Source organism: Tenacibaculum lutimaris (genome assembly GCF_003610735.1).
Classification (GTDB): Bacteria; Bacteroidota; Bacteroidia; order Flavobacteriales; family Flavobacteriaceae; genus Polaribacter; species Polaribacter lutimaris.
In genome coordinates, this window is the sequence record NZ_RAQM01000008.1 from 236,516 (window position 1) to 252,441 (window position 15,926).

Below are 15,926 nucleotides of genomic sequence, written 5' to 3' on the forward strand. Positions count from 1 at the left end.
CAAGTAAGTAATGTATATTTTACTCTTCTTCTGGTGGTGGATGTCCATGAATTTGTTCGTACACTTCATCAAAGTTACTACGTAAATATGTGTTTAGTTTTTTTCGGTAATCATCTTGTAACCAATCAATAAAGTTATGGGTACTTTTAGAAATACATTTTGAATATCTATAAATTCTGTCATCAATATCTCCTGCTAACATTTTAGCTAATATTAAAGCATCAAAAACATCTTCACTGTTTTCAACACACATTTTAGCATGGTGTTCTATAGATTTTTCAAGTACTCGTTTAGAAGACTCACCTCCTTGTATTGTATCTCTATACACTTTTTTAACATCAAAATATAAATCTTCGGAATTAGCAAACTCTGCTTTTACATCAGCTGGAAGTTCATACCTAAAATCGCTTTCTATTTCTTCATCAGACAATAAATTATCTAAATAGAAGTTAGGCGCCCTAAACATTTTTTGCCAATCTAAATCTGCTCCCCACGGACCGAAACGATGAAAGTTATTTCCTAGGTCAATTACATTAAAATCAGATTTACCAGGTAAAATACGTGAACCACGACCAATCATTTGATAATATAGAGTTAATGATTTTGTAGCTCTGTTTAAAATGATAGACTTTACTGATGGTTCATCAAATCCAGTGGTTAATATACTTACGGAAGTAATGATCGCGTTTGGTGTTTTATGAAACCATTTTAATATTAAATCTCGTTCTTTCTTAGTGTTCGTATTATCTAAGTGTGCAATAGGATACCCTGCTCTTTTAAACGTGTCAAACACATGTAAAGAAGTATTAATACCATTATTAAAAATCAACGTTTTAGTTCCTTTAGCACGCTCTTCATAAGCTTGTAATAACTTAGAAAGCATGTCTGTATTGGTATATAAATCTTCAGATGATTTTACGGTATAATCTCCGTTAGCTCCTACTTCTAAAGAGGTTAATCCAACATTATAAGAATAAACACTTGCTTTTGCTAAGTATTCATTTTCTATCAAAGAACCTATACTCTCCCCTACTATCAACTCATCATAATTATCTTTCATCGGAAGTTTGATATTGGAACTTAAAGGAGTAGCAGTAACCCCTAAAATGAAAGATTTTTCAAAAAACTTGAATAATTTAGTAAATGAATTGTAGTGTGCCTCATCAATAATTACCAAGCCTACATCAGAAATATCTAACATATCGTCGTTTAAACGATTGTTTAATGTTTCTACCATAGCAACAAAGCAATCGTATTGATCTTGGTCACCTAAACTAGCTTTACTATCAATAATTTTATTTTCAACGCCAAACTCTGTAAGTACTTTTGCTGTTTGCTTACATAACTCAATTCGGTGAGTCATTATCAATACTTTCTTTTGATGATGTTTTAAATATTGACGTGTAATTTCAGAGAAAATAACTGTTTTACCACCTCCTGTTGGAAGTTGATATAACAAATGGTAATTCTCTGGAGCATCTTCAAAACTTTTAAAAATTTTGTGTAATGCTTCTTTTTGGTAATCGTATAAATTTTTTCCTTTCTTTGGTTGTGAAGTTGCTGTTTCGTTACTCAAATCTCTATAATTTTGAAATATGCAAAAATACGAGGTATTTAAGGAAATCCCACTAAAATCAAGAGTTTTTTTAGATTTTTTTCAAATCTACTTTAGAAATATCATAATGAGAAGCGTGTGTCACTACCTCTCCTTTTTTAATTACCAATAATTGAGGAGATTGGTGCACTACATCAAATTGAGATGCAATTTCATTCGAAATATCTCTATAATTCAACAAGTCTAAATAATACACTTTTAAATCTTTCAAATCTTCATCAAAACTATTTTCAAAACGTTTAATAACCATACTACTAATACCACACCTTGTAGAATGTTTAAAAATAGCCACAGGTTCATGTTTAGCTTGATTTTTTATTGTTTCTAGCTGCTCAATAGTTGTTAATGGAATCCATTTTAGAAACGACTCCTTACCTGATTTATCTATTTTTTTATTTCCAAAAAAACTATCCAACATTCCCATATATTTCTTAATTTAATATCAACTTTAACTATCTCTATTTTTCACCAGTCAAAAAGTCAGTATTTATCTGTGCTTTTGAGACAAAATGTCGTTTTTACATTCAAAAATTAACATGGTATTGATTTTGACTTTTACAGAGAAAAAATAAACAATATGAATTTTAACAATTATACAATAAAATCACAAGAAACCGTACAGCAAGCGCAACAATTAGCGCAAAGCTATGGTAACAACCTTATAGAAAACGAACACATTTTTAAAGCTCTATTTTTAGTCGATGAAAATGTGCTTCCTTTCATTTTAAAGAAACTTAACATTAATATTGATGTTATACAACAAGTTTTAGATAAGCAACTAGAAAGTTTTTCTAAAGTTACTGGAGCTGATTTAATGCTTTCTCGTGAAGCTAATAAAACACTTAACGAAGCTGCTATCATTGCCAAAAAAATGAACGATGAGTATGTTTCTATTGAGCACTTAATCTTAGCTATTTTCAAATCAAAAAGTCAAATAGCTCAAGCTCTAAAAGATCAAGGTGTTACTGAAAAGAGTTTAACTGCAGCTATTGAAGAATTACGTAAAGGTAACCGTGTTACTTCTCAAAGTGCGGAAGAAACTTATAATTCTTTAAATAAGTATGCTAAAAACTTAAATCAGTTAGCACAAGACGGGAAATTAGACCCAGTTATTGGTCGTGATGAAGAAATTAGACGTTTGTTACAAATTTTATCACGTAGAACTAAGAACAATCCTATTTTAGTTGGTGAACCTGGTACAGGTAAAACTGCAATTGCAGAAGGATTAGCACATCGTATTATCCGTGGGGATGTTCCTGAAAACCTAAAGGATAAACAAATTTTTTCTTTGGATATGGGAGCTTTAATCGCTGGCGCAAAATACAAAGGTGAATTTGAAGAACGTTTAAAGTCGGTAGTAAAAGAGGTTTCTAAATCTGAAGGAAACATTGTTCTTTTCATTGACGAAATCCACACTTTAGTAGGAGCTGGTGGTGGTCAAGGAGCAATGGATGCTGCTAACATTTTAAAACCAGCTTTAGCACGTGGAGAGTTAAGAGCGATTGGTGCTACTACCCTAGACGAGTATCAAAAATATTTTGAAAAAGACAAAGCGTTAGAGCGTCGTTTTCAAAAAGTGATGGTAGATGAGCCAGATACCGAAAGTGCTATTTCAATTTTACGTGGTATTAAAGATAAATATGAAGCACATCACAAGGTTCGTATTAAAGATGAAGCTATTATTGGAGCGGTAGAATTATCACAACGTTATATCACCAATCGCTTTTTACCAGACAAAGCGATTGATTTAATGGATGAAGCTGCTTCAAAGTTGCGTATGGAAATCAATTCTAAACCAGAAGAATTAGATGTACTGGATCGTAAAGTAATGCAATTAGAAATTGAAATTGAAGCAATTAAACGTGAAAATGATGAACCTAAGTTGAAGTCGTTAAATGCTGATTTAGCCAATTTAAAAGAAGAGCGTAATGAAATAAATGCAAAATGGCAATCAGAAAAAAGTGTAGTAGATACTATTCAAGGTTTAAAAACTGATATTGAAAACTACAAACTTGAAGCTGAAAAAGCTGAACGTAATGGCGATTATGGTAAAGTAGCTGAATTACGTTATGGAAAAATAAAAGATGCGCAAGAAGAACTTGACAAACAACAAGAAGTTTTAGCAAGCCAACAAGAAAATTCTTTAATTAAAGAAGAGGTAACTTATGACGATATTGCCGAAGTAGTTGCTAAATGGACTGGAGTTCCTGTTACTAAAATGTTACAGTCAGAACGCGAGAAATTATTAAAACTTGAAGATGAACTCCACAGACGTGTAGTTGGTCAAGAAGAAGCAATAGAAGCAGTTTCTGATGCGGTACGTCGTTCAAGATCAGGATTACAAAATCCTAACAAACCTATTGGTTCTTTCTTGTTCTTAGGAACCACAGGAGTTGGTAAAACAGAGTTAGCAAAAGCACTTGCTGAATATTTATTTGATGATGAAAATGCTATGACTCGTATTGACATGAGTGAATACCAAGAACGTCATTCGGTAAGTAGATTAGTTGGAGCACCTCCTGGATATGTTGGTTATGATGAAGGTGGGCAATTAACTGAAGCAGTTAGGAGAAAACCGTATTCGGTTGTATTGTTAGATGAGATTGAAAAAGCGCATCCTGATACCTTTAATATCTTACTACAAGTATTAGACGAAGGTAGATTAACTGACAATAAAGGTCGTGTTGCAGATTTTAAAAACACCATCATCATCATGACCTCTAACATGGGAAGTCATATTATTCAAGAGAAGTTTGATAATATGAAAGGAGACATCCATACAACTATGGGCTTAGCGAAAACAGAAGTATTAGGGTTGTTAAAACAATCGGTAAGACCAGAGTTTTTAAATAGAATTGATGATATTATTATGTTTACTCCGCTTTCAGAAGAAAACATTAAAGAGATTGTAAAACTACAATTAAACAGTGTTAAAAAGATGATTGCGAAACAAAACATTACTTTTGATGCTACAAATCAAGCTATTGATTATTTAGCCAAAAAAGGTTATCAACCAGAGTTTGGTGCACGTCCAGTAAAACGTGTTATTCAGAAAGAGGTTTTAAATCAATTATCTAAAGAGATTTTATCAGGAAAAGTAACTACTGATAGTATTATCTTATTAGATGCTTTTGATGATCAGTTAGTTTTTAGAAATCAATCTGACTTGATTGAAAACGAACAACTATAAGTAGTTAAAAATCAAAACATAAAGTGTCATTTTTTCATCTCTTAAGTGAAAAAATGACACTTTTTAAAATTGGTATTTTTTTTGATTTATTTCTTTAAAAACAATGTTTAACTAAAATTGTAAAGTTATGTTATTAAAGAACACCGATTTTCCTGCATTACCTAATGTTTTTAATGATTTTTTTAGAGACTGGTCTTCTACTAATTTCTCTGACACAAATACTACTTTACCAGCTGTAAACATTAAAAATAATGAAAATGAATTTATAGTTGATGTAGCTGCCCCAGGAATGAATAAAGATGATTTTCAAATAAATATTGAAAATGACATCTTAACCATTTCTTCAGAAAAAAAAGAAGACAAAGAAGAAACTAACGATAACTATACACGAAAAGAATATAGTTATATGTCTTTTAAAAGAAGTTTTACTTTACCTAAAGGTATAGTAGATTATGAAAAAATTAAGGCTACCTATAAAAATGGTGAGCTGAAAATTAGTATTCCTAAATTAGAAGCTTTAAAGTCAAAAACTCCTAAACTAATTAAGGTTGAGTAAATTATTAACTTTCTCAAACAAAAAAAGCAGCGTTAAAACGCTGCTTTTTTATTTTACCTTTAATTATTTTGATACCTTTATGTTCTCTAAAACAATTTCAGAAAGCTTCTTTAACTTTCCTTCATCATATAACTTATCTATGCTATAAAAATCTATATCCTTATCTAAAGGTTTATAATTATTATAATCTACAAAACGGATTCCATTTACTAACTTTTCTTCTTTTACATCTCTAAAACGAACTCCTCCTCCATTCGTATGATATTTATAGGCTAAATAATCTAACTGAAAATTATCTTTTGAAAACCAGTAAATAAATACGTCGTCAAAATCTTCTCCTCCGCCTTCTTCAGTAAAAGTAACTCTAACTTTGTAATATTCTTTTCCATTAATAGTTACTGGATCTAACAACTTCTTTCGAACTGCTTTATCGTTCAACCCAAATGGTAACACAGAAAAGTAATGAACAGAATTTACCGAATTACTATACTTATTTACTTCTTCTTCTGAAAGCTTAACTAAGCTATCATTAATAAAACGTTTAAATCCGTCATTAAACAATACATCTTTTACAGTTGTAGTATCGGTTTTTACAATTCTTGTTAACTCGAAAGTTCCATTGTTTCGTATAGCTTTATAGTTATTATTTCTAAAAGCAAAAGAAATAGTTGCATCGCCTATCTTATTTGACATAGAATATGCCAATGATTGATCTATTATTTCTTGTGCTGTAAATTTTGGTTTACATGAAACTAATAATATCAATAGTGAAACATATAAGTATTTCATAATATTTTGATTCTTTAAAAAATAGTGTTGCGTGCAAATTTATAGGAATTCAATTACATTCATTTTAAAATTCTGTTAATAACAAAAAAGAGCTGCAAAATTGCAGCTCTTAAAATGCTCGCTTTCAACTTGGTTTAGAATCTTACTCCTACACCAAAACCTATTAATAATGGATTGATGTCTACTTCAGCAGGAACAGTTGCAATACCTGCATCTACAGTTACATTAGTACTTAACCCGATATACTTAGCATCTACGTTTAGAAACCAAGTGTCATTTAAGTCATAGTCAAAACCTAATTGTAACGCATATCCGAATCCGTTTTTATAATCTACATCTACCACAGCACCTGGATCAGCGTTGTAAAAAATAGTATAATTTACACCAGCACCAACATAAGGTTTAAAATCACTTAGATTAAAGTGATACTGTAATGTTAGTGTTGGAGGCAATAACCAAACATCACCTAAATTAACATCTCCTAATGCTGTTCCTACTGCTTTTACATCGTGATTTGTAGTTCCTAAAATTAATTCTGCCGCTATGTTTTTAGTAAAGTAATATGTAAAATCAAGCTCTGGAATAAAACTTTTACTAATTTCAACATCCCCACCAATAGTTCCTATTGTAGCTGATTCATTTGGCATTACACTAACCCATCTAAAACGAGCTTGCCATTTTTTAAAATCATCTGTTTTTGTAGTTTCTTGTGCAGCTGCATTACTAAAAAATAAGATTCCGAATACAGCACTTAATATAATTTTTTTCATGATTATAAGTTTAAATTTTAAGCAAAATTACCCTTGCAATTCCCCTTAAAACATGACTTAAATCATAGCTTAATAATTTTATTTAACAACTTAAAATTATGGTTATATTTGTGTTTCCTTATGCAAAAAAAGATTAACATACAGAATAAAAAAGCTCGTTTTGAATACGAGATACTTGACAAGTATACAGCTGGAATACAACTTACTGGTACTGAGATAAAATCGATACGACAAAGTAAAGCTAGAATTACTGAAAGTTTTTGTGAATTCAATGACAAAGGAGAACTTTTTGTAGTTAACATGTATATTGAAGAATATGCTTTTGGGCATCATTACAACCACAAACCAAAAAGCGAACGTCGTTTATTACTAAACAAACGTGAACTAAAAAAGCTTGAAAAAGAAGTAGAATCAAAAGGTAATACAATTGTTCCTTTACGCTTGTTTATAAATGAAAATGGATGGGCTAAATTAGAAATAGCTCTTGCCAAAGGAAAGAAAACTCACGATAAAAGAAACACCATTAAAGACCGTGACACTAAACGTGATTTAGCCAGAATTAAAAAGGCTTTTTAATTAATGAATAATAGTTTCTTAAATATTATTCAGTGGAAGAAAATCATATACTTCGTTTTTATTTTATTTTTATTTAAGTTCTGTTTTTTATATGGTTATGGCTTTAAAACAACGCTTTCTTTTTTTGATTTAGGGCTTTTATCAATTGCTAGTGCTCTTTTACTAGCGTCTGGATATATTACGAGTTTTATTACTCGAAATCAACATAAAAAAACAAAAGTAAACCTTAAAAAAATAAAGAAGCTTTCATTTTTACTTACTTTTATTGGAGTTTTTGTAGGCATTCTTTTATCTTTTAAAATAGAAAGACCTCTTAATGGAATCTTATTTATTATTTGTCCTATAGTTGTTCATTTTTACATAAAAAGTAATATAAAAAAGACGTTTATAAGCAATATTGTTACTGCTTTTCTTAAACCTTTTGCTTTATTAACTTTATTATGGTTTGATTGTCCTCTTTACTTAACTCAAGAACAATGGACTTTATTTTTTAATCTTCAACTAATTACAATAGCTTATATAATAATTTCTTTTTTCAGTAATATTGTTTTTGAAATAATTATTGATTTAATTAATGTAAATGAAGACAATCAAAACAAGCAAAGTACTCTTCCTATTTTACTAGGAAGAAAAAGAGCTAGAAATATAGCTTTACTCCTATCTATTATTGGTTGCTTTTTTATTTTTTCTATAGCAATAACTTTTTCTGATACTAAATTTATTTTCACAACTTTAATGCTATTAGGTGTTCTTCCTGATTTGTATTTCATATATCATTTAATGAAAGCTTCTGAAGTAAAAAACTATCAACAACTCATTAAAATCAGTTATTTTAATTTTTTTCTAGCATTATTAAGTATCCCTTTAATAGCTTATCACTTTAAACATGTTATCTACTAAACTATCAAAATACAATGTAATTTTAGCTTCTAATTCACCTAGAAGACAAGAATTAATAAAAAGCTTAGATATACCTTTTTCTATAAAAACTAAAGATATAGAAGAGATATATCCAAAGGAATTAAAACATTCACAAATTACAGATTATCTAGCTGCTCTAAAAGCTTCTCCTTTTTCAACTGAATTAAAGGAAAATGATTTATTAATTACTTCAGATACTATTGTGTGGCTAAATAACAAGGCTTTAGGAAAACCTAAAAACTATAACGAAGCTTTTAACATGCTAAAAGAGCTGTCTGGCACAACTCACGAGGTAATCACTTCAATATGTCTTACAAGTAAAACCTTTCAAAATATCATTAATGACATTACTATTGTTACATTTAAAGAACTACTTGATGAAGAAATTGATTACTATATAAAGACTTACAAACCTTTTGACAAAGCTGGAGCCTACGGAATCCAAGAATGGATTGGTAAAATAGGCATTACAAAGATTGAAGGAAGTTATTTTAATGTTATGGGATTTCCTGTTCATAAACTTTACAAAGAATTATCAAAATTATAAGGCTACCTTTTTATAAAAGATTATTTTTGACACGTATTTACACAACACAAACTGATGAAAAAATATACTTATACTGAAAAAAAAGATACCCGATCTGGGTTTGGTGACGGTTTAACCGAATTAGGAAAAACAAATCCTAATGTTGTTGCTCTTTGTGCAGATTTAACAGGCTCTTTAAAAATGAATGAGTTTGCTAAAAATCACCCAGAACGTTTCTTTCAAGTTGGAATTGCTGAGGCTAATATGATGGGAATTGCAGCTGGATTAACAATTGGTGGAAAAATTCCTTTTACAGGTACATTTGCTAACTTTTCTACAGGTCGAGTGTACGATCAAATTCGTCAATCAATCGCATATTCTGATAAAAATGTAAAAATTTGTGCTTCTCATGCAGGATTAACCTTAGGTGAAGATGGAGCAACACATCAAATATTAGAAGATTTAGGGTTAATGAAAATGTTACCTGGTATGACAGTAATTAACACTTGTGATTATAGTCAAACCAAAGCAGCAACTATAGCTATTGCTGAACATGAAGGACCTGTATATTTACGTTTTGGAAGACCTAGTGTTCCTGTGTTTATGACTGATCAACCTTTTGAAATTGGTAAAGCAATTCAACTTACCGAAGGTACTGATGTAACGATTGTAGCAACTGGACATTTAGTTTGGGAAGCATTACAAGCCGCTGAACAATTAGAAGAAAAAGGAATTTCTGCAGAGGTAATCAATATACACACCATTAAACCTTTAGATGAAGAAGCTATTTTAAAGTCGGTTGCTAAAACAGGATGCGTTGTTACTGCTGAAGAACATAATAAATATGGAGGTTTAGGTGAAAGTGTTGCTCGTTGTTTAGCTACTAACAACCCTACTCCACAAGAATTTGTAGCTGTAAATGACAGCTTCGGAGAATCTGCAACACCAGCAGAGTTAATGAAAAAGTATGGATTAAATGATGAAGCCATTGTTAAAGCAGTGGAGAAAGTTATTTCAAGAAAATAAACTTAATATACTTACAATAAATACATCACTTTTTAGGTTTAAAGTGATGTATTTTTTTGTACTAAACTTAAGTATAACCCCAATTATTAATAAATAAATTTAAAACAAATGAAAAAAGCAGTTTTAATGATTTTCCTTTTTATAGGAGTAGTTCAATTAGCACAAAGTCAAATCCAAGGAGGTATCAAAGCTGGTATCAACTACAACTCAGATTCTTTCTCTGATGTAAAAAATGATGCTTTAAGTGGAGCTAAGAGTAAAACAGGATTCCATGCAGGTGCTTGGTTACGTATAAACTTACCTGTTACAGATTTATACTTAAGACCTGAACTTGTGTACACTCAATTAAGTAATGAAGTTTCTTACGAACCTGCAGGTTTTACAGCTAAAACAACCACATATGATTTTCAAAAAATTGATATTCCTGTTTTAGTGGGATTTAAATTTTTAAAAGTAGCACATGTTTTTGGAGGGCCTTCTTTTCAATATATTTTAGATTCTGATTTTAATATTGAAGATCTTAAACAAGTAGATTCTGACGGATTCTCAGTTGGAGTGCAGTTTGGTGCAGGTATTGAATTAGGTAAATTAGGATTTGATGTTCGTTGGGAAAGAGCTTTATCTGACACTGAAGCTACATTCGTTGATTCTAATGTTGGTAATGTAAATTTTGACACTCGTGTAAACCAAATTATTTTAGGTCTTTCTTACAGATTCTAAAACAATCAATCAGGTATAAAAAAACCGAAGTTTTTAACTTCGGTTTTTTTTATGTTTTAATATTTAACTCTAATGTCTCTATTTAAATAATCGGGTACATTTGGTTTATTTGGATCGTTAAAGTCATTTCTTGGATCTCCGTCACCATTTTTATCTTCGTCTTTGGTTAAAACACCATCGTCATCATCATCTGAATCTAAAAAGTTTAAAACTCTATCTTCATCTGTATCATCATTCCAAGGTTTACCATCACCATCTATATCTTCATAAATTGAAGGAATTCCATCTTGATCATGGTCTGTATCTTCAACAATATCATATAAATCAATAATATACAATAAACTCTTATTAGGTAAATTTCCTCCGTTTCTATAGCTTAATCCTGAAGGTAATAAGAAAAATCCTTTTCCTGTTCCATTATAAGTTATAGGACCATTACCTGTTGCATTTTCTCCTCCAACAAAATGAGTAAAAGCATGTAACCAACCTCTAACAGCTATTTGACTAGCGTTAAACCATGTTGCTCTAGTTAAATCTTGCACTTTAGTTAACTTATTTGAAGAATCTAAAGAACTTAATCTATAGGTTGTAAGAACTGAATCAACTACAGAAGGGTTGCCTTTTGCTGAAATTCCTTCTTCTTTTACAAAGTAATAGTAAGTGTAATCAATATCATATTCATTTATCACTCTACTTTTTAATCTTACATCATCAATCAAAGCTGTTTCACCATCTATCAATGGTTTTATTGAATCTACAGCATCCTTATAGTAATGAGCTTTTAAGAATTTAACTATAGAATCCTGATCTTTAACTGCTTGAGCTTCATGATCAAAATTATCAATTATCGAATTACTATCACTACCACAAGCATATAAGAGTGTACCCACTACGGCAACGTAAAATAAATGTTTAAATTTTATCATTTAATTTTGAAATTTTAACGCGCAATTTACCATTTTTATACCTTTGTAAAAAACGAAACTACAAAAATTAACTTTTTATATGAGAATTGACAAATATTTGTGGTGTATCCGATTATTTAAAACCCGTAGTATTGCCACAGATGCTTGTAAAAAAGGGCATGTAAAGATTGACGGAACCAATTTAAAACCCTCTAAAGAAGTTTTTGGGAATGAAGAGATTACTATTCGGAAAAATCAAATTAATTATAAAATAAAGATTTTAGACATCCCTCCTAACCGTGTGGGTGCTAAATTGGTTGATTTATATAGAAAAGACTTAACTCCTAAAGAAGAGTTTGAAAAAACTGAATTATTAAAGTACTCTAAAGACTATTATCGTAAAAAAGGAACTGGACGTCCAACCAAAAAAGATCGTCGTGATATTGAAGATTATTACGATGATTCTGCAGAAAATGATGTTAATTTGTAATTCCTTTGTTTAAACTAAAAGAAAAAATGACCAACACCAACAATATCATCTTAAATAATACGCAAATAGAGCAAAAAATACGTAGAATGGCTTTTCAAATCTACGAAAGTAATAGTGATGAAAATGAAATTATTATTGCGGGTATTGCTGATAACGGTTTTTTTCTTGCTGAAAAAATTGCTGATGCCGTAAATAAAATCTCGCCTTTACAAGTTACCCTTTGTAAAGTTTCTATCAATAAGAAAAAACCTACAACCCCTATTACAACTTCTATAACTAGTGACGAATACAAAAATAAAGCATTAGTATTAGTTGATGATGTTTTAAACTCAGGTACTACTTTAATTTATGGAGTTAAACACTTTTTAGAAGTTCCTTTAAAAAGATTTAAAACCGCCGTGTTAGTAAATAGAAATCACAAAAAATATCCAGTAAAAGCAGACTTTAAAGGTATTTCTTTATCTACCTCTATTAAAGAACATGTAGTTGTTGAGTTTAAATCAAATGAAACTATTGCTTATTTAAGTTAATAGAAACTGAAGATCTTCTACAGTTTCTCTCACATCTTTATTATCAACTACTAATTTATGAGTAGCTTGATTGTAATAATAGCTTCTTTCAAATAAGTGTTTGGCTATAAACTCAGCCAATTCATCTTTATGTAAGCGAGCTACCAATGGGCGTTGGCTTTTTTCATTCACTAATCTTTCCATAATAGTATTTATAGAAGTTTTTAAATAGACAGAAGTCACATCATCATAACTTAATAGTACATTCATGTTTCCTGCATAACATGGTGTACCTCCACCTAAAGATAATACAAAATCTTCTTTTTTATCTAAAAGAGCTTTTAGATAAATATGTTCTTGTTTACGAAAATAAATTTCTCCTTTCTCTTTAAAAACATCAGATACCGACATTTTCTCTTTTTCCTCGATATACGCATCTAAATCTATAAAAGAAATCTGCATTTTTTCGGCTAAAATCCTACCAACTGTCGATTTCCCGCTAGCCATATATCCCAATAATACAATTTTCATAAACTAGTAATTAAGCAGTTACAAATATCTGTAAAAAATATTACAAAAAAGCTTTTTTCATTTAAAGAACAGTTGTATATTTGCAACCGCTTTCACAAGGAAGCAATGACCGGGTAGCTCAGTTGGTAGAGCATCTCCCTTTTAAGGAGAGGGTCCTGGGTTCGAGCCCCAGCCCGGTCACCAAAAAGTTAAGCGAAAGCTTAACTTTTTTAGTTTAAGCACATATGGCGGAATTGGTAGACGCGCTGCCTTGAGGGGGCAGTATTCTTAGGAATGTGGAAGTTCGAATCTTCTTATGTGCACCAACAATAAAAAGCATAAACTTTTGAAGAAGTTTGTGCTTTTTTATTTTATTAATGTAATTCTCACTTCTCTTATCAATTTCACAGATAATTAACTAAACAAAATCTATTTATTCTTATTATTGCATTATGCAAAAACAATACACCATTTTATTGTTACTTCTTGTTTCGTCATTAATAACAATAGCTCAAACCACTCAAGATAATAACCTTAAAGGACAAATTATAGATTCTGAATCTAAAAAACCTTTAAGTGCCGCCCATATACTAAACTTAAATACTGTAGTAGGTACAATTACCAACGAGCAAGGAAGCTTTAGTCTTGTTGCAAAAGCAAATGATACTGTTTTGGTATCTTATTTGGGGTATTCCTCTATAAAGCTTAAAGTAACAAACGACCTTTTAAAAGGAAATGAAGTGGTAATTTCTTTAGAAGAAAAGCCTGAAGAAGTTAAAGAAGTCGTAATTAAGTCTACAGAACTTATTGGAGTTTTAGAAGTTGATGTAAAACAAGTACCTAAAGATCGTTTTACAAGAATACATATTAACGGTTTACCACAAACCTATGAAGTAGGAAAACCTCAAAAGATATCCTCTCCTATAGCTAAATTATTAAATCCTGTTGATTTGGTTTATAACCATTTCGGAAGCAAACCTAAACAACTAAAGAAGCTAAAAAAGCTTAAGCAAGAAGATGATTTACGTAAAATGCTTGCAGGCAAATTTGACAGAGAAGTAATGATGGAATATTTAGAAATGGACAGAACTGAGTTAAACAAGCTACTTTCTGATTGTAACTATTCTGAATATTTCATAAAAAAAGCTAGTGATTTACAACTTATCGAAGCCGTTTTAAACTGTTATGAAAATTACAAAGCTGTTAAAAAAGGGAAAATAGAAAGGAACAGAATACCTGAGCAAAAATAATTTTAATGTTAAAAAGGTAGGGTTTTTCATAAATTATCTGTTATATTGTTTAATAACTAATAAATAATTACATTTAAAATGAGAAAAATCACATTACTATCTTTTCTGTTTATTATATTTTTAAGTTGTAGTAAAGACAATGAAGTAGTTCCTGAAAAAGAAGCTCCAGGAGTAGAAGAAGTCACTTTAAACAACGAAGTCAACAACTTTGTATGGAAAGCTATGAACTCATGGTACAACTGGCAAAGAGATGTTCCTAATCTAGCAGATAGTAAAGATGATAATAAAAATGACTACTATACCTACCTTAACTCATACAGTACTCCTAGCTCATTATTTGAAAGTTTAAAACATGTAAAAGATGATTTCTCTTGGTTTATTGAAGATTATGTAGCTCAACAACAACAATTCCAAGGTACTTCTAAAACTTTTGGTTTTAGACCTAGTTTAGTCAGAGTTGGTACAACTGATTTTGTAGTAATGTATATTCAACACGTTTCTAAAAACTCTCCTGCAGATCTAGCTGGATTCAAAAGAGGCGATATTATAAATGCTATCAATGGAACAATAATGACTTTGAATAATTATAAAACCGTTTTCAACGGTTATTACCAAGAAACTTCGGAGTTTTCATTTACAGAAAAAGACGGTCAAACTTTTAAAGAAAGCAAAACAATTTCACAAGCAGTAGTATCAGACAACCCTGTCCATTTAACAAAGGTGTTTGACAATGTAAATGGTAAGAAAGTTGGGTATATAGTTTACAATGGTTTTAGATCTTCATATAACGATGAATTAAACACTGCCTTTGGTGAATTAAAGTCTGCAGGGGTTCAAGAACTCGTATTAGATTTAAGAATTAATGGTGGTGGCTCAGTAGAAACATCTGCTTATTTAGCAAGTATGATACATGCAGAAGCTGGAAGCGATAAGTTTGCTGAATTAAAATTCAACAGCAAACACTCTCAATATAATGATCCTTATTATTTTGATAATACATTAAATGTTTATGGTGTAGATGGAAAAAAGACTAGTGAAGAAACAATTAATAGATTATCAGGTATTAATAAATTATATGTTTTAGCATCTGGTAGTACTGCATCCGCTAGTGAAATGATTATAAATGGATTACGTCCTTTTATTGATGTTAAAGTAGTAGGAACTAAAACTGTTGGAAAAAATGAAGGGTCAATAACATTATATGACTCACCAACTAGTGACTATACTAATGTAAACACAGCTAATTCTTCTCATAAAATGGCTATGCAACCAATTGTTTTTCAAATCTATAATAAGCTTGGTCAAAATGATTATGGTAATGGATTTGAGCCTAATATCTTAATCGAAGAATGGAAACATTGGGATAACATCTTACCTTTTGGTGATGAAAATGAAATTGTACTTAAAACAGCCTTGGATGACATAAGAGGTTTATCTGCAAAATCTACATACGAAGTAAAAAGTTTTGAACGTATTGATATAAATGTATCAACAAACAAGTTTGAACAAGAAATGTATATTGATAGTCATTACTTTAACAAATAAAATTATCTTATTAAAAGCAGCAAAATTT

17 protein-coding genes and 2 tRNA genes are annotated in these 15,926 nt (G+C 30.4%); 13 read left to right on the forward strand and 6 right to left on the reverse strand.

From position 1 onward, the window contains the following. Positions 1-19 precede the first annotated feature (19 nt). Positions 20-1,576: a DEAD/DEAH box helicase gene (locus C8N26_RS07495; RefSeq protein ID WP_120186753.1), complete on the reverse strand. Its 1,557-nt coding sequence runs from the start codon at positions 1,574-1,576 to the stop codon at positions 20-22. A 70-nt stretch (positions 1,577-1,646) separates the two neighbouring features. Continuing rightward, a complete protein-coding gene (ytxJ, locus tag C8N26_RS07500) occupies positions 1,647-2,039 on the reverse strand; it encodes a bacillithiol system redox-active protein YtxJ (RefSeq protein ID WP_120186754.1) in 393 nt (130 codons plus the stop codon). A 153-nt stretch (positions 2,040-2,192) separates the two neighbouring features. On the opposite strand from ytxJ, the gene clpB reads away from it, so the two are divergent. Next, on the forward strand, positions 2,193-4,805 hold the full coding sequence (clpB, locus tag C8N26_RS07505) for an ATP-dependent chaperone ClpB (RefSeq protein ID WP_120186755.1): 2,613 nt from the start codon (positions 2,193-2,195) through the stop codon (positions 4,803-4,805). Between the two features lie 127 nt (positions 4,806-4,932). Beyond that, on the forward strand, positions 4,933-5,361 hold the full coding sequence (locus tag C8N26_RS07510) for an Hsp20/alpha crystallin family protein (protein WP_120186756.1): 429 nt from the start codon (positions 4,933-4,935) through the stop codon (positions 5,359-5,361). A gap of 63 nt (positions 5,362-5,424) precedes the next feature. Here C8N26_RS07510 and C8N26_RS07515 read toward each other — a convergent pair whose 3' ends face one another. Next, positions 5,425-6,150, reverse strand: a complete 726-nt coding sequence (locus C8N26_RS07515; protein WP_120186757.1) for a DUF6503 family protein — start codon at positions 6,148-6,150, stop codon at positions 5,425-5,427. 134 nt (positions 6,151-6,284) lie between these two features. Continuing rightward, positions 6,285-6,920 (reverse strand): OmpW/AlkL family protein, encoded by a 636-nt coding sequence (locus tag C8N26_RS07520; protein ID WP_120186758.1) that lies wholly within the window; start codon positions 6,918-6,920, stop codon positions 6,285-6,287. Between the two features lie 120 nt (positions 6,921-7,040). Here C8N26_RS07520 and smpB point away from each other — a divergent pair, with 120 nt between their 5' ends. The 5 genes from smpB to C8N26_RS07545 all read left to right on the forward strand — a co-directional run bounded on the left by smpB (position 7,041) and on the right by C8N26_RS07545 (position 10,689). Continuing rightward, on the forward strand, positions 7,041-7,496 hold the full coding sequence (gene smpB / locus C8N26_RS07525; RefSeq protein WP_028891944.1) for an SsrA-binding protein SmpB: 456 nt from the start codon (positions 7,041-7,043) through the stop codon (positions 7,494-7,496). Positions 7,497-7,499: 3 nt separating this feature from the next. Beyond that, the gene (locus C8N26_RS07530) at positions 7,500-8,396 is read left to right on the forward strand and encodes a UbiA prenyltransferase family protein (RefSeq protein WP_120186759.1); all 897 of its coding nucleotides are present in this window, start codon (positions 7,500-7,502) and stop codon (positions 8,394-8,396) included. Continuing rightward, positions 8,383-8,964: a Maf-like protein gene (locus C8N26_RS07535; protein ID WP_120186760.1), complete on the forward strand. Its 582-nt coding sequence runs from the start codon at positions 8,383-8,385 to the stop codon at positions 8,962-8,964. The genes C8N26_RS07530 and C8N26_RS07535 overlap by 14 nt, the downstream gene beginning before the upstream one ends. A 54-nt stretch (positions 8,965-9,018) precedes the next feature. Further along, entirely contained in the window at positions 9,019-9,969 is a 951-nt protein-coding gene (locus C8N26_RS07540; RefSeq protein ID WP_120186761.1) for a transketolase family protein, read from the forward strand. A gap of 108 nt (positions 9,970-10,077) precedes the next feature. Further along, positions 10,078-10,689, forward strand: coding sequence for a porin family protein (locus C8N26_RS07545; RefSeq protein ID WP_120186762.1), 612 nt, complete (start codon positions 10,078-10,080; stop codon positions 10,687-10,689). A gap of 56 nt (positions 10,690-10,745) precedes the next feature. On the opposite strand, the gene C8N26_RS07550 is transcribed toward C8N26_RS07545, so the two are convergent. Continuing rightward, complete coding sequence (locus tag C8N26_RS07550; RefSeq protein WP_120186763.1) at positions 10,746-11,615, reverse strand: peptidylprolyl isomerase; 870 nt, start codon at positions 11,613-11,615, stop codon at positions 10,746-10,748. A gap of 79 nt (positions 11,616-11,694) precedes the next feature. Here C8N26_RS07550 and C8N26_RS07555 point away from each other — a divergent pair, with 79 nt between their 5' ends. Further along, positions 11,695-12,084 carry an RNA-binding S4 domain-containing protein gene (locus C8N26_RS07555; RefSeq protein ID WP_120186764.1) on the forward strand — a complete coding sequence of 130 codons (390 nt, stop codon included), beginning with the start codon at positions 11,695-11,697 and terminating at the stop codon, positions 12,082-12,084. Between the two features lie 26 nt (positions 12,085-12,110). Beyond that, positions 12,111-12,614: a phosphoribosyltransferase family protein gene (locus C8N26_RS07560; RefSeq protein WP_028891937.1), complete on the forward strand. Its 504-nt coding sequence runs from the start codon at positions 12,111-12,113 to the stop codon at positions 12,612-12,614. Here C8N26_RS07560 and C8N26_RS07565 read toward each other — a convergent pair. Continuing rightward, positions 12,606-13,124, reverse strand: coding sequence for a shikimate kinase (locus tag C8N26_RS07565; protein WP_028891936.1), 519 nt, complete (start codon positions 13,122-13,124; stop codon positions 12,606-12,608). The two genes, C8N26_RS07560 and C8N26_RS07565, sit on opposite strands and share 9 nt — an antisense overlap. A 107-nt stretch (positions 13,125-13,231) precedes the next feature. Here C8N26_RS07565 and C8N26_RS07570 point away from each other — a divergent pair. The 4 genes from C8N26_RS07570 to C8N26_RS07585 all read left to right on the forward strand — a co-directional run bounded on the left by C8N26_RS07570 (position 13,232) and on the right by C8N26_RS07585 (position 15,898). Then, a tRNA-Lys gene (locus C8N26_RS07570) sits at positions 13,232-13,307 on the forward strand. Positions 13,308-13,342: 35 nt separating this feature from the next. Further along, positions 13,343-13,429 (forward strand) — tRNA-Leu (locus tag C8N26_RS07575). A 126-nt stretch (positions 13,430-13,555) separates the two neighbouring features. Further along, on the forward strand, positions 13,556-14,353 hold the full coding sequence (locus tag C8N26_RS07580; protein WP_120186765.1) for a carboxypeptidase-like regulatory domain-containing protein: 798 nt from the start codon (positions 13,556-13,558) through the stop codon (positions 14,351-14,353). A gap of 78 nt (positions 14,354-14,431) precedes the next feature. Next, a complete protein-coding gene (locus C8N26_RS07585; RefSeq protein ID WP_120186766.1) occupies positions 14,432-15,898 on the forward strand; it encodes a S41 family peptidase in 1,467 nt (488 codons plus the stop codon). The last annotated feature ends 28 nt before the right edge of the window (positions 15,899-15,926 follow it).